The organism is Bacillus sp. BP-3 (assembly GCF_028401955.1).
Taxonomy (GTDB): Bacteria; Bacillota; Bacilli; order Bacillales; family Bacillaceae_G; genus Bacillus_A.
The window spans coordinates 395,662-420,447 of the sequence record NZ_JAQOTJ010000004.1; the positions used below are offsets into that span (position 1 = coordinate 395,662).

General features: G+C 34.4%; 24 protein-coding genes and 1 riboswitch. Of the genes, 7 read left to right on the forward strand and 17 right to left on the reverse strand.

Going from position 1 to position 24,786, the window contains the following annotated elements; translation table 11 throughout:
• Nucleotides 1-102 precede the first annotated feature (102 nt).
• From PLX19_RS09645 to PLX19_RS09675, 7 genes are all read right to left on the reverse strand, one after another.
• Nucleotides 103-1,233 (reverse strand): N-acetyldiaminopimelate deacetylase, encoded by a 1,131-nt coding sequence (locus PLX19_RS09645; protein WP_272188296.1) that lies wholly within the window; start codon nt 1,231-1,233, stop codon nt 103-105.
• Nucleotides 1,234-1,291: 58 nt separating this feature from the next.
• Complete coding sequence (gene dapD, locus PLX19_RS09650) at nt 1,292-2,014, reverse strand: 2,3,4,5-tetrahydropyridine-2,6-dicarboxylate N-acetyltransferase (protein ID WP_272188297.1); 723 nt, start codon at nt 2,012-2,014, stop codon at nt 1,292-1,294.
• Nucleotides 2,015-2,085: 71 nt separating this feature from the next.
• Nucleotides 2,086-2,922 carry a LysR family transcriptional regulator gene (locus PLX19_RS09655; protein WP_090994990.1) on the reverse strand — a complete coding sequence of 279 codons (837 nt, stop codon included), beginning with the start codon at nt 2,920-2,922 and terminating at the stop codon, nt 2,086-2,088.
• A gap of 96 nt (nt 2,923-3,018) precedes the next feature.
• A complete protein-coding gene (gene cbpB, locus PLX19_RS09660) occupies nt 3,019-3,462 on the reverse strand; it encodes a cyclic-di-AMP-binding protein CbpB (RefSeq protein WP_272188298.1) in 444 nt (147 codons plus the stop codon).
• Nucleotides 3,463-3,679: 217 nt separating this feature from the next.
• Entirely contained in the window at nt 3,680-3,871 is a 192-nt protein-coding gene (gene abbA / locus PLX19_RS09665) for an antirepressor AbbA (protein WP_272188299.1), read from the reverse strand.
• 86 nt (nt 3,872-3,957) lie between these two features.
• Entirely contained in the window at nt 3,958-4,476 is a 519-nt protein-coding gene (locus PLX19_RS09670; RefSeq protein WP_272188354.1) for a ribonuclease H-like YkuK family protein, read from the reverse strand.
• 410 nt (nt 4,477-4,886) lie between these two features.
• Nucleotides 4,887-5,123 (reverse strand): YkuJ family protein, encoded by a 237-nt coding sequence (locus PLX19_RS09675; protein WP_020059327.1) that lies wholly within the window; start codon nt 5,121-5,123, stop codon nt 4,887-4,889.
• Between the two features lie 802 nt (nt 5,124-5,925).
• Between PLX19_RS09675 and PLX19_RS09680 the strand changes: the two genes are divergently transcribed.
• Nucleotides 5,926-6,165 carry a glutaredoxin domain-containing protein gene (locus tag PLX19_RS09680; RefSeq protein WP_272188300.1) on the forward strand — a complete coding sequence of 80 codons (240 nt, stop codon included), beginning with the start codon at nt 5,926-5,928 and terminating at the stop codon, nt 6,163-6,165.
• 111 nt (nt 6,166-6,276) lie between these two features.
• On the opposite strand, the gene PLX19_RS09685 is transcribed toward PLX19_RS09680, so the two are convergent.
• The 3 genes from PLX19_RS09685 to fadH all read right to left on the reverse strand — a co-directional run bounded on the left by PLX19_RS09685 (nt 6,277) and on the right by fadH (nt 9,155).
• Nucleotides 6,277-6,768: a DUF3993 domain-containing protein gene (locus PLX19_RS09685; RefSeq protein WP_272188301.1), complete on the reverse strand. Its 492-nt coding sequence runs from the start codon at nt 6,766-6,768 to the stop codon at nt 6,277-6,279.
• 184 nt (nt 6,769-6,952) lie between these two features.
• Nucleotides 6,953-8,170, reverse strand: coding sequence for an EAL domain-containing protein (locus PLX19_RS09690; RefSeq protein ID WP_272188302.1), 1,218 nt, complete (start codon nt 8,168-8,170; stop codon nt 6,953-6,955).
• 220 nt (nt 8,171-8,390) lie between these two features.
• Entirely contained in the window at nt 8,391-9,155 is a 765-nt protein-coding gene (gene fadH / locus PLX19_RS09695) for a 2,4-dienoyl-CoA reductase (RefSeq protein ID WP_272188303.1), read from the reverse strand.
• A gap of 198 nt (nt 9,156-9,353) precedes the next feature.
• On the opposite strand from fadH, the gene PLX19_RS09700 reads away from it, so the two are divergent.
• Together PLX19_RS09700 and PLX19_RS09705 are read left to right on the forward strand one after the other, a co-directional pair.
• A complete protein-coding gene (locus PLX19_RS09700) occupies nt 9,354-10,220 on the forward strand; it encodes a metallophosphoesterase (RefSeq protein WP_272188304.1) in 867 nt (288 codons plus the stop codon).
• Between the two features lie 106 nt (nt 10,221-10,326).
• Nucleotides 10,327-10,539 carry a hypothetical protein gene (locus PLX19_RS09705; protein WP_272188305.1) on the forward strand — a complete coding sequence of 71 codons (213 nt, stop codon included), beginning with the start codon at nt 10,327-10,329 and terminating at the stop codon, nt 10,537-10,539.
• Nucleotides 10,540-10,733: 194 nt separating this feature from the next.
• Here PLX19_RS09705 and PLX19_RS09710 read toward each other — a convergent pair whose 3' ends face one another.
• Both PLX19_RS09710 and PLX19_RS09715 read right to left on the reverse strand, forming a co-directional pair.
• The gene (locus PLX19_RS09710) at nt 10,734-12,842 is read right to left on the reverse strand and encodes an RNA degradosome polyphosphate kinase (RefSeq protein WP_272188306.1); all 2,109 of its coding nucleotides are present in this window, start codon (nt 12,840-12,842) and stop codon (nt 10,734-10,736) included.
• A gap of 110 nt (nt 12,843-12,952) precedes the next feature.
• A complete protein-coding gene (locus tag PLX19_RS09715; RefSeq protein WP_272188307.1) occupies nt 12,953-14,491 on the reverse strand; it encodes a Ppx/GppA family phosphatase in 1,539 nt (512 codons plus the stop codon).
• A gap of 316 nt (nt 14,492-14,807) precedes the next feature.
• Here PLX19_RS09715 and PLX19_RS09720 point away from each other — a divergent pair, with 316 nt between their 5' ends.
• Nucleotides 14,808-15,266 carry a YkyB family protein gene (locus PLX19_RS09720; RefSeq protein ID WP_272188308.1) on the forward strand — a complete coding sequence of 153 codons (459 nt, stop codon included), beginning with the start codon at nt 14,808-14,810 and terminating at the stop codon, nt 15,264-15,266.
• Nucleotides 15,267-15,297: 31 nt separating this feature from the next.
• Here the strand turns inward: PLX19_RS09720 and PLX19_RS09725 are convergent, their stop codons facing one another.
• The 3 genes from PLX19_RS09725 to PLX19_RS09735 form a co-directional block, all read right to left on the reverse strand.
• Nucleotides 15,298-15,918 (reverse strand): YkyA family protein, encoded by a 621-nt coding sequence (locus tag PLX19_RS09725; protein WP_272188355.1) that lies wholly within the window; start codon nt 15,916-15,918, stop codon nt 15,298-15,300.
• Nucleotides 15,919-15,974: 56 nt separating this feature from the next.
• Nucleotides 15,975-16,763: a peptidoglycan-N-acetylglucosamine deacetylase gene (locus tag PLX19_RS09730; RefSeq protein WP_272188356.1), complete on the reverse strand. Its 789-nt coding sequence runs from the start codon at nt 16,761-16,763 to the stop codon at nt 15,975-15,977.
• A gap of 472 nt (nt 16,764-17,235) precedes the next feature.
• Nucleotides 17,236-17,364, reverse strand: a complete 129-nt coding sequence (locus PLX19_RS09735; protein ID WP_272188309.1) for a hypothetical protein — start codon at nt 17,362-17,364, stop codon at nt 17,236-17,238.
• Nucleotides 17,365-17,931: 567 nt separating this feature from the next.
• On the opposite strand from PLX19_RS09735, the gene PLX19_RS09740 reads away from it, so the two are divergent.
• Nucleotides 17,932-18,162 (forward strand): phage holin, encoded by a 231-nt coding sequence (locus PLX19_RS09740; RefSeq protein ID WP_442869036.1) that lies wholly within the window; start codon nt 17,932-17,934, stop codon nt 18,160-18,162.
• 301 nt (nt 18,163-18,463) lie between these two features.
• Here PLX19_RS09740 and PLX19_RS09745 read toward each other — a convergent pair whose 3' ends face one another.
• A complete protein-coding gene (locus PLX19_RS09745; RefSeq protein ID WP_272188310.1) occupies nt 18,464-18,988 on the reverse strand; it encodes a hypothetical protein in 525 nt (174 codons plus the stop codon).
• A 434-nt stretch (nt 18,989-19,422) separates the two neighbouring features.
• On the opposite strand from PLX19_RS09745, the gene PLX19_RS09750 reads away from it, so the two are divergent.
• Nucleotides 19,423-20,958: an MDR family MFS transporter gene (locus PLX19_RS09750; protein ID WP_272188311.1), complete on the forward strand. Its 1,536-nt coding sequence runs from the start codon at nt 19,423-19,425 to the stop codon at nt 20,956-20,958.
• Nucleotides 20,959-21,586: 628 nt separating this feature from the next.
• Nucleotides 21,587-21,774: riboswitch (cobalamin riboswitch) on the forward strand.
• Between the two features lie 128 nt (nt 21,775-21,902).
• The gene (metE, locus tag PLX19_RS09755) at nt 21,903-24,194 is read left to right on the forward strand and encodes a 5-methyltetrahydropteroyltriglutamate--homocysteine S-methyltransferase (protein ID WP_272188312.1); all 2,292 of its coding nucleotides are present in this window, start codon (nt 21,903-21,905) and stop codon (nt 24,192-24,194) included.
• A gap of 191 nt (nt 24,195-24,385) precedes the next feature.
• On the opposite strand, the gene comJ is transcribed toward metE, so the two are convergent.
• A complete protein-coding gene (gene comJ, locus PLX19_RS09760; protein WP_272188313.1) occupies nt 24,386-24,772 on the reverse strand; it encodes a competence protein ComJ in 387 nt (128 codons plus the stop codon).
• Between the last annotated feature and the right edge of the window lie 14 nt (nt 24,773-24,786).

A 24,786-nucleotide genomic window follows, 5' to 3' on the forward strand; every position in this document is an offset into this window, starting at 1 on the left:
CCATACATAGAACCGGTCAGTTTCTTTTTCTAACACATGCAAGATTAAAATGAATATATAGAAATACTATACAAATTTTCTTATACAAAAAAGGGACAAGCATTATGCTCTGTTCCCTTTCCATTTTACGTATGTTGTTAAAAATAGAATCGCTTTTTCAATCACTGATTCATCTGGCTGTAATTTCGCATGATGTAGGCCATATTCAGATTCGACACCAAGCCAAAACATAAAACCTGGAATCTCACGTAACATATATCCAAAATCTTCTCCTGTCATCGCTTCTGTGCAATTGATCACATTCATATCTGTATGTTCGTCCGTAAACGACATGAATTCCTTCGTTAACGTTTCATCGTTATATACTTGATGATACATCGCTCCGTAATCAATATGCGCTGTACACCCAAAAGACATTTCGATTCCAGCAACAATTGCTTCAATCCGTTCCTTTACTCGTTTCATAGATTCAACAGATAATGTACGAATTGTTCCTTCTAAACGAGCCTTTTCCGCAATAATATTTTGTACTGTTCCACCAGTAATTTTCCCAATTGTAATGACTGCACTATCTAGCGGATTGACATTGCGACTAATTACAGATTGCAGTTGTGTGACAAGATGACTTGCAGCAACTATCATATCATTTGCTGTATGCGGATATGCTGCATGTCCACCTTTCCCTTTCAAATCAATGTATAGCTCGGATGTATTTGCAAAAAGCAATCCCTCTTTTGTCGCAATAGACCCTACTGGATATTCTGGTGCAATATGAAGTCCAAGGATCATATCTGGTTTCCATGCTTGTAACTCCTCACTTTGTAATAGCGGAAGAGCACCACCCGGTCCTTCCTCAGCTGGTTGAAAAATAAAAACGAGGTCATCATCAATTCGCTCTGTAACAAAACCTGTTAATAACCCAAGGCCTATTGTTGTATGCATATCATGACCGCATGCGTGCATCATCCCTTCATGTAATGAGGCAAATTCATACCCTGTCTCTTCCGTAATTGGAAGTCCGTCAATATCAGCACGGTAACCAATTGTTTTTTCGGGATTACGGCCATGCACTTTTACAATGACACCTGTTTTCCATGTCTTTACTTCCATATATTCACTTGGAAGGGTATCTATATAATTTATAATATATTGTTGTGTTTTCCATTCTTGAAAACCAAGCTCTGGGATTTGATGTAAGTCTCTACGCATTTGAATAAATTTATTTATTATCATCGTTTCACCACCATTGATAAAAAGCGTAAGAGCCTACAAGCCCTTACGCTTTCTTATTTTATTCTTCTGGATTCAGTTGACGAAGCTCTTGTTTAATTTCTGTTTTCGCTTTAGTCTTTTCGTCAATTTCTTTAATAACACGTGCTGGTGTTCCTGCAACAACTGTATATGGTGGTACGTCTTCTGTTACAACTGCACCCGCTGCAACAACTGCACCTTTACCTACTGTAACACCTTCTAGAACTACTACGTTTGCACCAATTACAACATCATCTTCAACAATAACTGGTTTTGCAGAAGGCGGCTCGATAACGCCTGCAAGCACTGCTCCAGCACCAACGTGACAGTTCTTACCTACTGTTGCACGTCCGCCAAGAACTGCATTCATGTCAATCATTGAACCTTCACCAATTACAGCACCAATGTTAATTGTTGCGTTCATCATAATAACTGCATTATCACCAATTTCAACCTGATCACGAATAATAGCACCTGGTTCAATACGTGCCTTAATGCCTTTTAAGTCAAGCATTGGAATTGCAGAGTTACGACGATCATTTTCTACAACGTAATCTACAACATGTTTTTTATTTTCTTCAAGGATCGTCTTAATTTCAGACCATTCCCCAAATAATACGCCTGATTTTTTATTTACAAATGCTTGTACTGTTTCAGGGAATATAATTTCTTTTAAATCCCCTTTTATGTATACCTTTACAGGAGTTTTCTTCTCACTTTTTTGAATAAACGAGATAATCTCATTTGCATCCATCATTTTCATGCTTGTTGCCTCCTAAATCCATTTATACTGTTACTCTACCAAACGAGAGGACTCCTCGCAAGAAAATAATCTTATTTTCCAGCTTGAATTTCTTCAATAATATCTAAAAACGCCTGCACTTGTTTTAATTGTCTAGCCGATTCACTTGTTAATAACCACGTTTCTCTCGTCAATTGTACCGGAGTTTTATATGTCTTTTCCCTTACTTCTCTTAAAACAGTAGATGGCAACAGTGCATAACCAATACCATTTAAAACAAGTTGCTTACACGTTTCAATCTGATCAACAACAATCGTACGTTTAGGGGGATTAGAAAATAAACCATACCACCAATTTTGGATTTGTCCATAATATGTTGAATCACTTTTAAATTGAATAAACGGCCTATTGGTGTCTTTTAACATAGAAATATCCTTAATTTCTGTATCAACTAAATACAACTCATCTTCAAATAATTGTTGTTTATACCCTTTATATTCCTGTGTTCCTCGCAAAATTGCTACATGAACATCGCCTTCGTAAAAGTGATTTTGCACTTCACTACTCCAGCCTGTAAAGAGAGAAATTTTTACGAATGGATACTTTTGTACAAACATCTTTAAAACCGGTGGCAACCAATATTGCCCAATAACAGAGGCAACAGCAATCTTTAAAGTTCCATATGTTTCCGTTTGAAAAGTTGCTAGTTCACTCTTAATTGCTTCCTCCCTTTCCAACATATCTTTCGCATAATTCGCTACTTTCTCACCTTCTGGTGTAATCGTTAATCCTTTTTGAGAGCGAATAAAAAATTTCATCCCCCATTGTTTTTCCATCGATTGGAGCCTTTGACTAAGCGCTGGTTGTGATACAAATAAGCGCTCAGAAGCCTTCCTCATATTTAATTCTTGTGCTAAGATAACCATCATCTGAAAATCATCAATTTGCAATGTTTTCCCCTTCTTTCGTTACAACTGAACGATAAAAGCGACTTCTTTTTTCAGTTGAAGTCGCCTTTTCCAACATTATCGATTAAATCGTCTCACTGTTTTATTTAATAATTTTAAAATGGCACGACGTGTCAAAATCCCTTCAAAACATCCTTCCTCGTTTTCAACACATACAAATGGATGATCAATCGTCATCTCCAATGCTTTTGAAAATGAATCCTGTAACTTAAGGCGTGGAATATCTTCCTTCATCACACTTTCTACTTTCATATCCTCTAATTTTTCAAATTCAATTCGCTCTAGCCCTAAAATACCATCCAAAACCATCGCTGTACTTACTAATCCATGCAATTTATACATCGGATCTAATACCGGAATTGCTGAATAGCCGGATTTTACTAAAACAAGCAAAGCGTGCTCCAGACTATTTCCAATTTGAACATGTGCTACTTTTTCCGATGAAATCATTAAGTCCTTTACAAAAACTTGCTGAAACTCTTCTTTTGGAATGCTAATCATATTGATATCCCCCATTTTGACTCATTCTAACAAGTAGCAATTGTAAACCAATCGTAAAAAAACAATTCGTTCAAGTAATGCTCTACTTTCTCATTTCTATTTTCAGTTTATGACAGCGTTTACATATTATTATCTGTCCTTATTTTCTTATTTAAAATAAATAATCACAGTTCATTTTACCATAGAAACAAAAGAAAAGACCACCATTCTGGTAGCCTTAATATCCTTCGTTTTTCAGACGAGCAAATAAGCTTGTAATTTGTTTGTAATGAGATACATCTGCTTTCTTTCGCCCGTTTTCGATATCAGAAAGTTCAACGGAAAGTATTTCACTCGCATAATTTTGTCGAAACAACACATCTAACAATAAGCTTTGCTCCTCTTTTGTTAAATCAATTTCTCTACTCATTTTTTCCTCCCCTTATTTAACCGTCCTTATTATTTATTATATAAAATATTCCCTTTATTTAATAGATTGAAAATTCACTACAAAAGTCATTTCGTGTACCGATTCGCATAGCTAGACGCCGCATATGCATCAGGTTTAATTTTAGGTGTTAATCCCATTGCTGTAATCTTATTTGTCATATCCGAAATAAACTCTCTCGTCAAACCATATTTTCCAATATCTAGATGAATCTCCATAACAAATTCAGCACCTTCTTCGCAGTATGGATAAAGAATATCCCAAAGTTGTTGTATTCGCTCAGGTGTAAATAAACAAGCAATCTCTTGACTAAATTGTGTTTCTAAATAAATTTTTTCCCGTAAACTTGGGGGCTTTCGCTTTATCGTTTGGTGGTATAAACACCCCCAAGCTCCTTTTCCAACGCGATGCAGATGAATAGCTGTAATAAAACGTGTATCTTTTTGATGTACTTGTGAATCTGTTCCAATTGACAATCGATACATATTGTGCGGTGCGCTTTGAATAAAATGACAAATTCTTGAGAATACCGTTTCGAAACTCATGTGTCGCTCTGATAAATTATAAAATTGATATTCTCCGTCCATACAGTCACGTCCCTTCTCATAGACAGACTTTTGCATTATCATTGTATGGGACAAAGCAACAAAATATGACTTACTTATCCTTTGCTCGTTTCGATATTCCGTATTAAATATGTACAAAATGGACATTTGAAAATAACATTTTGATTAGATTGCGCTGTTAACACATGTATAATCTCTGACTGTTTATGACATTTTGGACACACAACAATAGGCATTTTTTCCACTTTTCTCACCTCTTCATATCACTGCTTATGAGCAGGATTCTACCTCAAAGCTACCTGATCATAAGAGCTCGATTTATGAAAACTACACTTTATAAAATGTGTTATCAGTTTAGGGCCAGAGAGAGAATCTTATTCATCATAAAAAAAAGAAGGTGCCTTCATTTTGAGGCACCTTCTTTTTATGTATCAAGAAAGAATGTCGTAAATTTCGATTGCAACCATATCAATATTATCGAATTGATATACTTGTGGTTTTTCTCCTTGTTGATACACTTCTAGCTCATACATATCGCTTTTATCAAAATATTTTACGCTACATTTGCGTTCACCGTTCACTTCAAAATAGCGTTGTGCTACTTCGCCGCTTTCAGCTTGTTCTTTTAGACTAACAAGACGAGTTAAAATTCCTTGGAGCAGAGACATGAAATCTCCCCTTTCTCTAATGTTCCTACGAATAGGTTTTACAGCAATACTCATTCTATCCGTCATAACTGAAAAAATGTCACACACCTTAGGATAATGCTTATGAGCAAGAAACTCAACTAAAATTTGTCGAAAAAACATACAAAAAGCCGAAATACACACTTCTACTGCTTTTCTTGCACATTTTACAGAAAAATTATATATATCAATAGCCAAAAACGACATAAAAACATTCTTTTTAGATGGAGATTTAGCTATGCATAGAAGCAGTTAGGTCCTTTTTTCTGCCACATGCGAAGTAAAAACAAAGAGAGAAAGCGAGTACAGGCTCCTTTTTCTACATAGCAGCACTCTTTATGTTGAAATATCAAAACGAATTTATATATCAATATTATAAATAAAGATATATAAGGGGTATTACATTCATATTCAATAAAGTGAAACTTCCATCGGCGGGGGTTTTCTTCATCTCCCACCGATGGTTAGCCCTCACCAGTCGGGCTTTTACGGGCAGTTATCTTCCACCTTTCTTCTTAAGAAAAGCGGTAGCGGCTCGTTCAGAATCGCAGGACGCCCACGCACCCGACAGAGAGGCGCTTTTTTCCTCGTCCGAGGGGGGCGCGAAACGACCAGAGATTCTAGCCGCTAGAGCTGGACAATGCTTTCGCCGAATCTTAAGGTGTGAGTCTTACTGCCCGTGAATAGCGGGATAAAAAAATCTCCATGTTAATGAAGATTTTACTTTATTGAAGTTTTTTATATACGAGAATATAATGAAAATGAGTTAAAGAGGAGGAAGTCCATGAAGAAAGTAGATATATACACACAACCTGATTGCCCACCATGTCAAATTATAAAAGAATTTTTAAAGCATAATCATGTTATTTTTACAGAATACGATGTCAAAAAGGACGCTACCGCTCGCAATCGTCTTCTCTATGATTATGAGTCCTATTCTACCCCAACTGTTGTTGTAGACGGGGAAGTTGTAGCTGGGTTTCAAATTGAAAAATTACAACAGCTTTTAGAATTAGAACAATAAAAAAAGTGACAGTATATATGTCACTTTTTTCGCTATTCACAAATGATAAATTCTTCACCTCAATACTTGAAGGACACTAAAATGGTAGCATAAAGTGCAACTCCTGTCATTTTACTCTTTTTCGTATTTTTTAATTTCAGATAAGAGCTGTTTATTTTCATGATACCCCGCCATTTTCCATTTATCACCATTTTTTTGCAGTGTAATAATTTGATACTCATCCGTGTTCATATTCCGTTCATACACATATAACAAATTATACTCTTGATTGTATACAATTTTTGTTTTTGATGAAAAAGTAAATGGTGCTTCTTTAGTAGGTAATAAATATTGAGCACTCCGTTTCACATCCTGATTATTTTCGTCCGTAAAAACTTGAAGAAAGTTATCCGTGAAATAAGGAGATAATATATCATACATTTTTCCCACTGGTAGTCTCTTATCACGAATAGAAAACTGTGCCTCATATCCCTTTTGAATCGTTTCAAATATTTCATTTTGATCAATTTTTGTTTCTTCCTTTCCAAGAACCGTTGTCACACTTTGTCCAATTACAAATGCAACGAATAGAAATAGCACAATCCAAATCCCGTATTTCCTCATTTTCGTACCCTCCTTGTAAAAAGAGCTTATCCTTCTACTATTCATTGTAGCAATGATTATGCAATGAAAGAGTAGCTTTCGTTCGTAAAATGTTTACAACGATAGACACCATTCTTATCATAGTTGTCACTATTACCAATTTATGATAAAAACAAACAAAAAAATGCACGAAATATTTCGTGCATCATAATAAAACATCTTCTTCATATAAAAATTCATAAGACAAGTCAATAAATAAATAATGTTCATCATCAATAGGAAACGAAAACGTCCGAACCAATTCACCTGTTTCAAGATCTCCGTATAAATCAGACAATCTCCCCTTTTGCTCAACGCGTAGCTTCATAATATTTTCTAAAAAGTACGGGCGCCAGCTCCAATTTTTCATATAATACTCTGGCATTAACACCCATTCTCCATCTTTTTTCATAACATTTCCTGATTTTTGAAATCCGTCTTCATTACAAATAAAAATACGAAAGCTACAATGTGTCACTTGTTGACTAAAATTCATTAGCCATTTATTAAAATCTTCTATTTTTCTCTGTTTTGCTAATACATTCCCAACATATTCTCGCAGCGTTTCTGTCAGTTCATAAACCTTCTGCAATTTTCGTTTTTCACGCTGAATAAATTGATGGCACTCATTGCCAAGGCGCTCTTTCAAAATGTCTTTATCAATAAAATTAGACAAAGATTCTTTCAAATAATTCCCTTGGTAGTATCTCCCTCCATTTTTCCACGCATATTGCAACTGATAGAATGCATCAATATCTTCATACAATAATGTTGCTCCAATGCGTCTCGCTAAGAGTGATAATGAATACAAAATATCCTGGTACGATTGTAACAACGCCGTTTGACGTAAGTTTGTTAAATCTACTTTTAGAATATCAGGAGTTAACATACTAATTCGTTCGAGATTACTTGTGCCTGTTCCTACTTTATTAATCGCAACTTGAATCCCATATGTACGGTAATACATAAGCAAATGGTTAAACTGTTCAATTTCTTCTTTAAAATCATGTTCTGTTATTTCTAACACAATATGATTTAAACAAAGCCCTTTCTTCTCATACGTTAATAATAAATGCAGTAAACTTTCACTTTCATCACTCATCAATATATGCGCATTACGATGCACAAATAATAAAAATGATTGATCTGTTTCCAAATACCGATCCAATGCTTTTCCTAAAATAACATTATCAACTTCAAGTTGAAACTCGTATGGAATCGAATCATCGTGAAAAAATGCAGCAAGACTGTGAATCCCTTCTTCTGTTTGTATACGTCCTACTACTTCATATCCAATTACAGTATGTTCATCGGCACTAAAAATAGCTTGATAATAAGGAAGGACTTTATCCAAATTACTCATCACATCTAATGCATCTACCATAGTGCTCCCCCCTTTACTTTTCAAGATTATAACACGTTATGTGGAAAAAATAATAAAAAAATCCCTTCAGTTCTCCTGAAGGGATTAGAGGGGTAAAATGCTAAGGGGAATTAGCAATTCTACTATGAAGAAAAAAGAGGTCTTAAATATACCTTATAAACAATTTTCTGTAAAGGTCCTCTTTCTAAATGTCACAAATCTGTCACAAATTCCCTCTCTTTTAAAACGGATATTGATGCAAATGTTGACCACCATCCATTGTAATACAAGCTCCATTTATGTACGCTGCTTCTTCAGAGCATAAATAAAAAGCAAGACCAGCAATTTCTTCCGGTGTACCAAGCCTGCCAAGTGGCACGCTGTGTAATGTGCGCTTCGCTGCTTCTTCAGATATCCAAAGCTTATCAGCTCCCCCAGTACGTTCAATTGGCCCTGGAGCAATTGCATTCACACGAATTCCATATTTACGTCCCCACTCAACAGCAAGTGTTCTCGTCATCGCTAATACACCCGCTTTTGCTGCTGCGGAATGAATAACACCAGGACCTGCATCCCATGCATAAGTTGCAACCATATTAATAATTGTTCCTTTTATCTCTTTTTCAATCCAGTATTTACCAATAGCTTGACTGCAATAAAATGTACCGTTTAACACGATGTTAATAACAGCATTCCAACCATTTGGCGATAAATCTTCAGCAGGAGAAAGAAAATTTCCCGCAGCATTATTTACAAGTACATCGATGCGTCCAAATTCTTTATCGATTTTTTCAATCATTCCTTTTATGTCCTCAATATTGCGCACATCCATTTGTACAGGTAATACTTGTCCTTCAAATTGTTCAATTTCTTTCTTCGTCTCTTCTAACTTTTCTAATGTACGTCCTGTAATTACAACTCGCGCTCCTTCTTTTGCAAAACGAGTTGCCATTCCTTTTCCCATTCCACTTGAACCACCTGTAATTACAACTACCTTTTCTTTCATATTTTTCCCTCCCTAAAATGAATACATATTCATTTTATCATTTTACACGACAGAATTCTTTATAAATTTAAATTTTTCTGATATCTTTTAATAAAATACAATATTTAATAACGAAAGGAGAGAAGATATGCAGCGACTCATTCTAACGAATCACATCTTTCTACTATTATCATTTTCTATCATCTCGCTCATATAAATATGAATCAAATAACAAGAAGAAATTTTATTAAAAAAGGCATTCGCACACTATTATATACTTGTATAACGACTGGTACAGGTTACTATTATGCAAAGTTTATAGAACCATCACTTCTCTCTTTTACAAATCATACACTTCACTCTCCACTCATTCCACATGGATTTAACGGCATTAAAATTGTTCAATTTAGCGATTTACATTTAGGATATTATTACTCACTGCAACAACTTTCTAAAGTAGTTGCAAAAATAAATGAAAAAAAACCTGACATCGTATTTTTTACTGGGGATCTAATCGACAATTATCAAACATATGAAGGTACTCCATTTGTCTCATCAATTTTACAAACAATTCATGCTCCGCTCGGTAAATTTGCTATTTTCGGTAATCACGATCACGGTGGATATGGGACAGAATACTACGGTCACATCATGAAGCAATCTGGATTTGAAATATTACAAAATGCAGAAAAACGCATTCGTCTACTAGATGGAAGTGAAATTTCTATTTTTGGTATTGACGATATCATGCTCGGAAACCCTGACATACATGGTATCTTAAAACAAGCGCAAGATCATCTTTATACAATTGTTCTCGTACATGAACCCGATGTTGCACCCCATATTGCAAATTTCCCTATTAATTTACAACTTTCTGGCCACAGTCACGGTGGACAAGTACAGCTCCCTTTCTTTGGCGCCATTATTACTCCTACATTTGCAAAACACTATATTGAAGGTTTTTATCCTATTAAGAAAAAGTATGAATTATTATTGTATGTAAATCGAGGCATTGGAACAACACGTGTACCATTTCGATTTTTAGCAAAACCGGAAATTACACTCTTCACATTACAATCGACATAATATAGAACTGTGTTTCGCCTATTTTCTGCATCATTTTCTCTTGTACTCGCTCATCCATGTTATTTTCCCATATGATAACAATGAGTTCATTGAAGGAGGTTTTGACATGTATCCACAATATCAGCCAATTCCATTCCGTTCAGTTCCAGTTGGTCCAATCGGAGATTCACGATTCATACCATTTCTTGGATTTCCTTTTTTAGCCGGTCTTGCAGGAGGTTTACTCGGCGGGGCATTGGCATTTGGGCCTAGACCATACTATCCACCTCCATTTTATCCTTGCTACGGCCCTCCTTGTCCAACACCATTTTTTTACTAATGTAAGTTGAACCAACTATAGAAAAAAGGCCTCAAATCGAGGCCTTTTTTCTATACATATATCTTATTCCACTACATGCAAATACATCTATTTTCATTTTTTCGACATGTAAATCACCGCTATGCATGTCCAGATGCTCTCCCATAAAAGGAAAGGGGTTTTTATTTCTTTTTTTCAATTTATATTTATAGAGTTTATTCTTCTTCAGTATGTGTATATGCCATTTGAAAGAGCTGTACTTGACTTTCAATATTTTCTATAAGATCCCTTACCACATAATAATATTCTCCATGTTCATTTTGTTCACGCGCTTTTACATTATCATCTAAAATAAGTTGCAAAACATCTTTAATTCGCGTTTTCATATCAAATCCTAAAATAGGAAATGAAATTTCTACACGTTTTTCCATATTACGCGTCATCCAATCAGCTGAAGATAAAAATATTTTTTCCTCTCCATTATGGTGAAAATAATAAATTCGACTATGTTCTAAATAACGACCTACCACACTAATCACACGAATATTATCACTTACACCTGAAATTTGAGGGCGCAAACAACAAATTCCTCTTACAATGAGATCAATTTTTACACCTGCTTGCGATGCTTCGTATAATTTTTGAATAAGCGGCTTATCTGTTAACGAATTCATTTTCGCTATAATGTAGCCATTTCCATATTGTTTATGATAACGAATCTCTTCATCAATGAGTTCAATAAATTGCAGACGAATATCAAACGGAGCAACTGATATACGGTGAAAATGTGGTTTCATTGTATAACCGCTTAAATAATTAAAAAAGTTTGTTGCATCAATTCCGAAATCTTTGCGCGATGTAATATACCCAAAGTCAGTATATAACTTCGCTGTCGCATCATTATAGTTCCCTGTGCCTAAATGAACAAATCTTTCAATTTTCCCATGCTTTCGCCTTACAACAAGCGTAATTTTACTATGTGTTTTCAAATGGCTAACACCATAAATTACATGACAACCTGCTTTTTCCAATTCTTTTGCCCACTGAACATTATTTTCTTCATCAAAACGGGCCTTTAATTCCACAAGTACTGTCACTTGCTTTCCATTTTCTGCTGCTGTTTTTAAAGCTTGAATAACGGGTGAATCTCCGCTTACACGGTATAGTGTTTGTTTGATTGCTAATACATCCGGATCTTCAGCTGCGTCTGCTACAAAATCAATGACAGGATGAAATGACTCAAATGGATGATGTAATAACACATCTTCTTCTAACACTTTTTCAAATATATCTTCTTCGTCATCTAAATCTTGAGGTGGCTGAGGAATAAATGCAGGATAGATGAGATGCTCATATGTAGATGCTAACTTCTTATAAAGCGCAAATAAGCACGTTAAATCAAGCGGTCCCTCAATCATGTATACATCTTCATCTCTCACTTCTAACGCTTCGTATAATAGAGACAATACTCTTTCATCTAAATTATCTGTTCCTACTTCTAAACGAACCGCGGCTCCCCATTTTCGCTTTTTTAATTCTTTCTCAATGACTTTCAATAAATCACGTGCACCTTCCTCATGAATTGTTAAATCTGCATTACGCGTAATTCGAAAACGCGTAACAGAGGATACTGTGTATCCGGTAAATAATTTATGAGTGAAGTTACTAATCACATCTTCTAATAAAATAAATTTTTGCTTATTATCTTCATTTGGTAAAAAAATAAAACGTTCTAATAATGATGGAACTTGGACGATGCCAAGCTTTGTCCGATTTTCTTCTACTGTTTGTCTGTCGTCATATAAAATAGCAGCTAAATTTAAGCTTTTATTTAATAACATAGGAAACGGTCGATACGCATCAATTGCTACAGGTGTTAACACGGGGAAAATTTGCTCATCAAAATATTCTTCAATAAATTCTCGTTGTTCTTTCGTTAAATCATGAAAAGACAACTGCTCAATTCCTTCTTCCTGTAGTGCAGGAAGTAAAACATTTCGATAAGTATCATACTGCACTTGCATTAATTCATGTGCCTTAGATGAAATTTTCCCCAATTGTTTTTTCGGTGTTAGTCCCGCCTTATTTTCTGGTTGATTAAATCCAGCTTTCACCTGATCTTTTAGCCCCGCAACACGCACCATGAAAAATTCATCTAAATTTGAGCTGAAGATACTAATAAACTTTAATCTCTCTAATAATGGATTACTGTCATCTTGTGCTTCTTGTAATACTCGTTCATTAAAGGCAAGCCAGCTTAATTCACGATTGTTATAATAAGCTGTATCATTCAAATTTATAAGACTATTTTTCATCGCTTCCATATTCCCCTCACACTTCCCTCTAAAGCTTTCTCAATATAATTTAGTTATATTTATTTTAACAAATTTTTACTGGGATAAATGTAAATTTTTTGTAAAGAAGTTCGTACAACTTAACATTCTTCTTTAAAATACAGATCAATGTTCATCTTTAAAATTTTCTCTATTTGCTTTTTCTGCTTTTCTGCTTGTACTTTTTCAGATAGAGCTGACCGCTTACAGTAAGTATAAAAATCAAGCCCACCTTCTCTTTTTACAATACGGACGGATTCGATAAGATTGCGATTCGTTACATTTAACGCTGCTGAAAATTGCAAAACTGACCCTAATAATCGGATTTTTCTTTGTTCGTCTTTTTCAAACCAACCTACGAACGGTTCGATGCATTGTTTAAACAACAATTTCGATTTATAAGATGCAATTAATGCTAATTTAATTCGTTCTTTATGCATCATGCCATCTATCGTTTTATTTGCTAATAAATAAAACGTATGCTGTCTGCTTGACTCTTCATCAATATATTTTCCAATATTAAATACTTTTGCCGCTCTATGTAGCGCAGTCCAATCTTCTTTCTCGAAAGAAATAACCCCATTTTTTTCTAACTCTTTACAAATTATCGTCGCATTTTTTATAAGCTGTATCACAATGCTCATGTCCATCTCATATTCATGAGCAAGTAAGTGTAAGCTTTCTTCCACTACATTTGGATAATAAGTAATTCCAAGTGAACGAACTAATTCTTCATAAAATACACCTTCGCGTAGTCCCTTTCTACTTAATACAAAGGACGGGGCTTCTACGATAGTTGTTAACATCCTAAACACTTCTAATGCCGGAATAATAGTATCTGCGCGATCTTTAGCAAGCCCCTCTAACTTTTGCAATTCTATAAAGGACAGTCTTAATAAATGTTCATGCACATATTCAATATCAGTTGGCTTCATCTTATATAAATGCAATCCAGAAATTGGATAAGAAATTAGATTCTGGTGAATATTCACCATATTCCGTGCACTACCTCCAATTGCAATTAACGGTAATTTTTTACTTTTAAGCCACGAAAGAGATTGAAACTGATACCATAAATAGCTTCTTAATTCTTCAAGTTCTTCTGAAGTTGGTGTATCATTTCGAAAAAATTGTTGTTTTAACGACAGCGCGCCGAACGGAAAACTATGATAGTTTACAATTTCTCGATTTTGAAAATACGTAATTTCTGTACTTCCTCCTCCAATATCAACAGTAATCCCTTCCGTGAAAGAGGTAGAGTTTGTAACAGTTATATATCCATACCGCGCTTCTTCATATTCTGACAATACTCGAAGCTTAAAATCAGTATACCTTTCAACAAGACGTTTAATTTCCATTTGATTTTCAGCCTGCCGAACTGTTGCCGTTGCTACGCACAATACTTTATGTAACTGATGAAACCGCGTGCTTTCTTGAAATTGTAACAAAGTATGTAATAATATTTGAATTCCTTCTTCGTTTAGGACACCATCTACTAAATAATTCCGTAAACGAGCAGCTACCTTTGTATTTTCAATCTCTTTATAAAAGCCACCACTTTGTTTTTCATAAATAACTAATCTCATTGTGTTCGATCCGATATCAATAATTCCATATTGGTTTTTCAACACTCTCGTCATCCTTTTCTTCGTATCATTATATTGTTAATTTACATTACAATACTCTTCCACAGTGGTATAAGAGCTCCTAAATGAATTCATAAAAAAGCCTTCCCATTTTTTCTCTCAATTAAATAAAAGTATTGACTTACTAAAAAAAGATATAACTATATAAATTCTTTTTCATTTTTCAATTTGTATTTATCTATTATACAGAATAGTTGTTTTTTGTCACAACATTGCTTTAATATTGAAAATACAAAAATTAGCTTTCTACATAGAAAAATTGCTAACTTTTATTGAATTATGATAATGTAGACAGGAAAGGAGTGCTAAGATGAAATCTTCACAACCCCAGTCTCGTTCCTATAACCAATTTTCGGTTCATCAACTTGCTGAAGCAATTTTCAGTGTCAACCGACATGCAAAATCTGCTACAGATCCGAAATATTTATACTGGTTAAAAAAAACAGCTTTAGAACGATTAATTGTAGAAAAACAAGCTACGAAAGAAGGTTTACATTTTTCTAAAAATCCACGGTTTAGTCAGCAACAATCTGACGTCCTTGTCCGAGCAGGTAATTATTACTTCCATATCCCTCCTACGAAAGACGATTTTCGTAGCCTTCCACATCTCGGCAACCTTGATTGTGCATATCGAAACCCAAAAACCCATCTATCCTTAACCTCTGCCAAAAAAATGCTCCAGCAGTATATTGGAAAAGAAGCATTTCAACAAGAAAAAAAGTTAAGCGAACCAACCCCTTGGTATCGTCGGACTTACACAAAAAAATAAAGAAGCTTTGGCCCAAACGGCCAAAGCTTCTTTATTTTTTATCTTCTTTTAATTTAATGTTTGCTTGCTTATAGAAAGCTAGTTTTTCATCATTATATTGCTTTGTATATTCATTAAATTTATTTTTCGGAGCATCAATCTCTTGATAAGATTGATTTACAGCTTTTACTTTTTCACTAATCGCTTTCAATTTTTCATCCTTCGATTGCAACATCGTATATAATTCTTTTTCTAGTTTTAAGGATTTTTTATAACTATCATACATCTTTTTAAAAGCATCATAACGGCCTTTATATGAATCTTGTACTTTCTTTGCTTGTTCTTGTAACTTTTTATCTTTAAGATCCTTTACATATTTATCAACATCTTTTGTTTCTGCTTGCGCTTTATCTAACGTTTCTTTCTCTTTATCTAACACTTTTTCACGGTCAGTAACGCTTTTTACTGCTTGATCTACCTTCTCTTTTACCACTTGATTGTTATCTTTTCCGTCTTTTACAACCTGGTTATATAATTCTTGCCCTTGCTTTTCTAATGTTTCTAATGTTTTCGCATCTTCAAAAATTGTTTTTTCTTTTTTTGCAGCATTCTCAAATGCTACATACAACTCTTCTTCTGGTTTAGGTCCGAAGCAACCTGCAAGTAAACTCATTGATATAGCTGTTACTATTGCTACTTTTTTATATTTCAACTTCAATTCCTCCTATTTTATATACGATTATCATGCCAAAAATTTAATGAAAAATGATTTGCTTCATCGTATACTTCAAAGTCGTATCCTTTTTTACGAAGATCATCAATGATTGTTTGCAAAGCTTCCACTGTTTGCTTCTTTTCATGCATTAAAACGACTTCTCGTTCTTTATTAACATGAGGAACAACATTTTGAATGACCCCATTAGGATTTCCTGGTAACTTCCAATCTAAAGAATCAACTGTCCAATCCCATTCTTTCATACCAACAGAAGTCATTTGATCACGCAAAGCTTGAGTAAGACCCGGCATACTTCCATATGGACAACGAACAAGATTCGGATGAATACCTGTTACCTCTTTCATAATATCCTGAGCCTGTTTCATTTCCTCAACAAACTTACCTTCTTTATACAGTTTGTTATAATTATGCGTCATACTATGAACACCCGGATAATGCCCCTCTTTTACTAAACGCTTTACACTATCCTTATGAGCTGGAATATTCCCACCAATCATAAAGAATGTTGCCTTTATATTATTCTTCTTTAAAATATCTAATAGTTCCTTTTGATATTCACTTGGACCATCATCAAATGTTAAGTATACTATTTTACGCATTTGACCGTTATACTTTTCTGGCACTTCTTTTTTCATCTCTACTTTAGGTTGTTCACTTGCAAACTGAACAGTATTTTCTTGATTCGCAACTGCTTTTGCAGGAGAAGTAATGGATTGAAACATAAAAAACCCTGCCGCTACAACACAAATTGCAATAATAGCAATACCCAACCGTTTAATCATTGTAGAGCGACGGTTCGTAACGTCTACCATTCTATCATTTCCTTTCTATTTTTCTATACATCTTTACTTTTTTCATTTTACACAGCATAAATAAATCGACGCAATATATAAATGCAAATTGAAGAACGACATAAAAAACCCATTCTTTTTATATTGACAAGAGCATCTAGCCATTGGCAGCGGCTTATATGTTGAAAACTCAAAATGAATTTATATAATACATGCCGTTTATTTTCAAAACGTCTTCAAAAGGAAAAGTGTAGAGGTCTTTCCAACTCTACACTTTTAATAAGAAATCATTGTGCAAAATGTACTGATACGTCCATCATTAATTATATGATGATTAACTATATTTTTAAAGGGGGTTGTTACAAAATACACAATATATTGTAACAAAATTGCAAAAAATGTTTCGAAATAATAATGTTTTAATCCCTCTTATTTGTATGTCTCTATTTTAATATAACCTCGTTTACACTAGTTCTAACAGCTCCTCAAATGAATCTCCTTCTAATGGATATATTGCGCTACCAAACATAAATGTGATGTGCACAATATCAACTTGCCACACATTTGTAAAATTTTTAGTAATTCGATTCATTAATGCCGATTCTTCATATCTCCCTGCAGTTATTACATATTTATTTTCTTTTCAGTATGTTATAACATCCGTTTTTCGCACTAATGTTTGTTCTATCCTTAAAATGATTTACTCCAGTTTTGATTCTAAAATACTACTCTTCAATTATTATGTGTCACTATGTAACTGTTGCTTTTCTATTAAATAAAAAATGGTAACTACTCAGTCACTCTATGAAAAAACGATAGAAAAGCATTTTTTTAAATGGTCGAGAGAGACTGGCTATGTATAGGAGCGGTCAGGGCTTTTTCCTGCCACGCACAAAGTTTGAAAACAAAGAAAGATAGCAAGATGTAAGTCCATTTTTATCTTCATGGCAGCAACCTATACGCTGAAAAATGAAAATAACTTTCTATAATAAAGAGGCGTATTTTCACTGGAATAATCCCCCTTACCAAACTTCTAAATGACATGTATGGCTGAGTTGTTTCAAAAAATGTGCCTACAAATACTATAAGCTTGTATTTCTTTCATTTCTATTTTCATATACATATTATATAAAACATATAACATAAGGAGGGACATATCATGAAAACAGAAAACTTCTCCGACATTATCCGTTTTCTTACTGGGTTTCTTTTATCATTAAAGCTATTATTTGAATCATTTGGGTTACATTTCATTTCAAATGGACAAATCGATGCAATTGTCAATGTTGCCTCTTTTTTATTTATCTTATACTTCGGATACAAAAATAACTATTTAGGAAAAAAAGGACTCAAACAAAAAGAACTTTTGAAAAAACACAAACTCCACTAATGAAGGGACGCTTTTACTAAAAACTGTTCTTCATACTCATAGGATAGATTTTAGAACCTCCCTATAAGAGAAAACTGAAAACATGTTAGATCGTCATAAAAGAAGGGAATTATCCATTATACATGGACAATTTCCTTCTTCACCTATTTATACTTATATATAAATACACTTTAATTTCCCCACATACTATACAAAAGAAAACATGACCTGTACTTTTATTCACCCTTGCAGCTAGATGTGAAGATCCTAACCGCTTCCATACATAATGAAATGTTCTCGTCCACCTAAAAAGAAAACATCTTCATGTCGCTTTTATCAGCATAGCCTCCTTTGTTTGCAATGGTCCATACACTTGGTTATTATGTTGAAATGTATACGTGGCACAAAGAGGCAAAGAAGATGGTAAACTGTTACGCTCAGCTTTTACTCGCCATACTAAACGTACTTTTTCTTTCGGTAATAAGTTATCTATACGCCACCGAACAAGCTGAAACAGAAATTCATTTTCCCCATTATTGGATGTTAAAGTATTTGGTACATACGATAACTGATCTCTAATCATATGACTGACAAATATGCGAGAAACAGCCTCTTCCCCCTGATTATCTATCTCAATTTGAATTGCAATTATATCTTGAATTTCATAATAAACAGTGTTTGAAAACGAAGAGTGTTGTTTCATATCGCACACGGTAAGTGTTGCTTCTATACGAGGGATATATTGCTTATAAACTAAATCTTTGTCCGTACTCCCTGACCATAAAGTAGGTTGTATACTCAAAGTAAACTTATTTTGTTTTTCTAACTCACCACAATCTTTCACCATACAAATTCACCTCATTCTCATATTAAATGTATAGCTCTCTTACTTCTGCCATTAACAGTACCAAAAATTCATCCCACTATTCGTGGGCAATAAGACCCCACTGATTAAAGTTTCACTTTATACTCTTTACTTTATATAGTATTCGATAAACAAAGGAAAAAAACATTCTAAAAAAGCTGCACATTATGTACAGCTTTTTCTTGTATTTCTTTATTCTCTACTAACTCCAAGTAAAAACTCTCCTATTGATAAAAATATGTAATCTTCGACTAAAAGATTCATACAGACGGCAAAATAATTTTACTAAATGAAATTATTTGTGATTTAGTCAATTTTGACTATAATATAATTTATCCCGTTCTAGCCATCAGAAGGGATGAGAACATACTAATAGAAGTTTCACTTTATTATTGGTGTACAAAGGAGGGCTATGCTTGGAGGAACAAATAACTCAAAAGCAAGCAAGTAATACAAAGTTCGTTGTAACTGGATTGTTACTTGGAATATTATTAGCAGCAATGGATAATACAATTGTTGCTACTGCAATGGCTACCATTGTAGGTGATTTAGGCGGATTTGATAAGTTTGTATGGGTTACTTCTGCCTATATGGTAGCTACTATGGCTGGGATGCCTATTTTTGGAAAACTATCAGATATGTACGGACGTAAACGTTTTTACATAGGAGGATTGCTTCTCTTTTTAATTGGTTCAATGCTTTGCGGCACTGCCAATAGTATTGAACAATTAAGTATATACCGCGCCATTCAAGGTATTGGCGGAGGCGCTCTTATGCCAATTGCCTTTACAATTATGTATGATATTTTCCCAGCAGAAAAACGAGGTAAAATGACAGGACTATTTGGAGCTGTTTTTGGAACATCAAGCGTGTTTGGACCGCTTCTAGGTGCGTATATTACCGACTATATTAGTTGGCACTGGGTATTTTATATTAATATTCCATTAGGGATTGTTTCGCTATTTTTTATTACAAAATACTACAAAGAATCTCTACAATATAATAAACAAAAAATTGATTGGGCAGGTGCCATTACTTTAATTATTGGTATCGTTTCTCTCATGTTTGCTTTAGAACTTGGTGGTAAAAAATACGACTGGGATTCAAGTGTAATTATTAGCCTATTTGCTACATTTGCTGTTATGCTTATTATCTTTTTCTTTATTGAACGAAAAGTGGCGGAACCGATTATTTCCTTCCATTTATTCCGAAAACGTTTATTTGCAGCAAGTCAAGGCGTTGCTTTCTTCTATGGTGCAACGTTTATTATTTGTACAGTCTATATTCCAATTTTCGTACAAGGTGTTCTTGGTGGATCTGCAGCAAACGCTGGACTTATTTTAACGCCAATGATGGTAGGATCTGTTATCGGAAGCCAAATAGGCGGACAGTTAACAACGCGTACAAGCTATCGTAACATAATGACGATCTCTGGTATTTTCTTTATTCTTGGTATGTATTTATTAAGTACATTAACAATAGATACCTCACGGACAATGGTAACAGTCTTTATGATTTTAGCTGGATTTGGCGTTGGATTTTCCTTCTCTGTCCTAAGTATGGCTTCTATTCATAATTTAAGTATGAGAGAACGCGGCTCTGCAACATCAACAAACTCTTTCTTCCGTTCACTTGGTATGACGCTTGGCATAACAATTTTTGGTACCATTCAAAATCATGCATTTACAGATAAACTAAAATCTATTTTCCCGCCAGAATTAGCAAAAATGGCTCCAAAAGGCGGCGATACAAGTTTCTTATTATCTCCAAATGCTACTGAAAAAATACCAACAGAAATTTTACATGGCATTAAAGATGCGCTAGCAAACTCTATCGCTGACACATTTTTATGGGCACTTATTCCTGCATCGCTTAGCATTATATGCATCTTATTTATGGGAAAAGACCGATTAGTTGCACCAACAAACAAGAAACAAAAACAAGTGAGTTAACATTCCTCGTATTTGTAAAATGTTATTGATCATGCTTCTACTCCACTTTAATAGCTAAAACAACTATATAAGGATGCAAAAGTAGGAAAACTTTCAGAAATCAATCCAGAATCAGACTAATAAATATATAAACAGTCACCGAGAGTGACTGTTTTTTCTATTTATAAAAACGGATTTTCTGAAGCGGTTTTTCCCATTTTTCTTTTTTGTAACCTCTCTCCTTTTTCATTACAATACAAATATATAAAGGAGGCGAGATCTTATGAAAGGTCATTTAATTAAACAATACGGATTCTCCGTATACTACCATTCCAATTTACAAAAGCAAAGTTTATACATACTAATGCTTCGAAGCGAAATCGCTTTTCAGTCCCATTCATTACACCCCAATGAGCAACTTGAACTACTATCCTATGACCGATTACTCTTTCATCACGCTCGCGATATATATAAACGAATACAGTGTTCCTACTCTATTTTTTCACATACATATCCACGATCACATTGGTGGTGGCATTTAGAAAATTTTTTGTTTTAATAAATCAAATATCTTATTTTTAAAAATAGTGGACATTTTTCGAAAATTTATGATAAAATCTGTTTCAATATCATATCCGCTAGTTACATTCCTTTCCAAAAGGAAATAGGTACACGAAAAATTATTTTCGTGTTTAAAAGGGAAGTTTGGTGAAAAGCCAACGCGGTCCCGCCACTGTAAGTGCAAAGATTTCTTTCTATATACCACTGTGAAAACGGGAAGGTGATCGAAATCGCTGATGCATGAGTCAGGAGACCTGCCTATTTTAACGGCACTGATAGACTCACGGATGATGAGGAGGTGTTTTTAACGAAAGAGAAGTGTTTTCTGCTTCTATGATTACTTTTCGTTAAAAGCATTTCCGAGTATACGGAAATGCTTACTTATATTTAGGGAGGAATTTACAATGACACTTTTAACAAGTAACTTAGGGTATCCACGAATTGGATTACAACGCGAATGGAAAAAAACTTTAGAAGCTTTTTGGGCAAACAAAGTGGATGAACAACAATTTGTGAAACAAATGAAAGAGATTCGCCTTCAGCATCTAAAAGTACAACAAGAAAAAGGAATCGATTTCATTCCAATCAGTGATTTTACATATTATGACCACGTCCTTGATACAGCATATATGCTCGGGTTTATCCCTTCTCGTTTTTCAAAGTATACATCAGAACTTGACGTATACTTTGGCATGGCACGCGGTTCAAAAGATCACGTCGCTTCTGAAATGACGAAATGGTTTAATACAAATTATCATTATATCGTTCCAGAATATGAGGAAGATTTGCATATTTCTCTTAAAGAGAATCGACCACTTCGTTTATATGAAGAAGCAAAACAAGAACTAGGAATTGATGGTAAGCCTGTTATATTAGGACCTTATACATTTTTAAGTTTAGCCAAAGGTTATAAAAAAGAACAATTCACAACCATTTTGAAAAAATTAACAAAACCATACATTCAATTGTTACAAGAATTACAAGATGCTGGTGTACGCTGGGTTCAAATTGATGAACCAATATTAACTTCTCTATCAAAACAAGAAGTTAATATTGCAAAAAAATTATATGAAACAATCCGTAAAGCTGTTCCAAATCTATCTATTATGCTTCAAACGTACTTTGATAGCATAGAAGAAAACTATGCAGAGGTTATTTCATTCCCGGTCACTGGGATTGGACTTGATTTTGTACACGGTAAAGAAGGTAACTTGCGCGCACTACTACAACATGGATTCCCATCCGATAAGGTATTAGGATTCGGTTGTATTGATGGCCGTAACATTTGGAGATCAAACCTTGACGAAACTCTCACTCTTTTCCATACATTGCAAGAAGCCGTACAACCGAAAGGATGGATTTTACAACCGTCTTGTAGTTTACTTCATACTCCTATTGACAAGACAAATGAAACACACCTTGCAGACGAATTATACGATGTGCTCGCTTTTGCAAATCAAAAATTAGACGAACTTACTATTTTACAAAAAGCTCTCGTACATGGAATAGAAAGTATTTCTCATGAATTACAAACGTATCGACATATGCATGAAGCAATTCGTACTTCGGCAGTTCGTAATCGTAAAGATGTACAATCTATACTCTCAACATTACAAGCGGAAGACTTTTCTCGTCCTCTTTCATTTGAAAATCGCTATAACTTACAACAAAAAGCTCTGAATCTACCATTACTTCCAACAACAACAATCGGTAGCTTCCCGCAAACACATGAAGTTCGTCAAACTAGAAAACAATGGCGCAGCGGTGATATTTCAAATGAGCAATACGAAAGATTTATTGAAGAAGAAACAAAGAAATGGATTCAATATCAAGAAGAAATTGGTCTTGATGTCCTTGTTCACGGCGAATTTGAACGAACAGATATGGTAGAATATTTCGGTGAAAAGCTTGCTGGTTTCTCCTTTACGAAAAACGGTTGGGTCCAATCGTACGGTTCTCGCTGCGTGAAACCTCCTGTTATTTATGGTGATGTTGCGTTTATTAATGGTATGACAGTAAAAGAAACAGCATATGCACAAAGTTGTACGAATAAAGTTGTGAAAGGTATGTTAACTGGTCCTGTCACAATTTTGAATTGGTCTTTCGTTAGAAATGATATTTCTAGAAAAGAAGTTGCTTATCAAATTGCCCTGGCACTTCGCAATGAAATTAAATTACTTGAATCATCCGGTATTCGTGTCATTCAAGTTGATGAGCCTGCATTACGCGAAGGAATGCCGTTAAAAGAAAAAGATTGGGAAACATATTTAACGTGGGCTGTCCAAGCATTCCGCCTTTCTACTTCTTCAGTGGAAAATGAAACACAAATTCATACACATATGTGTTACAGTAATTTTGGAGATATTGTTGAAGCAATCCGTCAACTTGATGCAGATGTTATTTCTATTGAAACATCAAGAAGCCACGGGGAGTTTATTCATACATTAAAAGAACACCCATATGAAAAAGGAATTGGCCTTGGTGTATATGACATTCATAGTCCGCGTGTGCCAAGTATAGATGAAATGTATGTAATTGTAGAACAATCATTAAAGGTGTGTGATCCAAAGTATTTCTGGATTAATCCAGATTGCGGTTTAAAAACAAGAAAAACAGAAGAAGTTATTCCTGCACTAGAACATATGGTAAAAGCAGCTGTAAAAGCACGTCAACTTCTACAAACAGGTGCGCGATGATAAAGTGAAACTTCCCTCAGTGTAAGCTTACTATCTACTAATATTGTAATAAAATAGAAAACTACTGTCTCTTGGACAGTAGTTTTCTTATTTCACCATATAAAGTTTTCAACTTATAAGTCGCTGATACGTATGCCTAGAATCTCTCGATCACCTAAAAAGTGGGTTTGATATCATTTTTTTAATTTATATTAGTTCTCTTCAAAAAACAATTCATATTTTACTTTATACAAGTCATCTGCTGAAGGTTCTTCTAGCGGAATTGCTTGCATAGTTACTATGTAAGCCCCTGAAGGAACAAAGAATTGAAGTTTACCTGTTAATACACTACTTATAAACACTCTTTCTTGTAACACTGTAAACGGAGCTGATACGATTCGCACTGCTCCTTTGTTTTCTGCAAATTTCCGAGTATACACCATTATCTCACATGTATAATCAGATAATGCTTCAAATACAATTGATCCTCCAGCCTCTGCATAGCCCCTTTCAAAATCCTTATCCGTCCAATCTACATGTGGAGGTGTCATATCTTGATTCATCACCATGAATTGCGAATAGGAAATTGTTAATTCCATCTCTTTCACTCCTT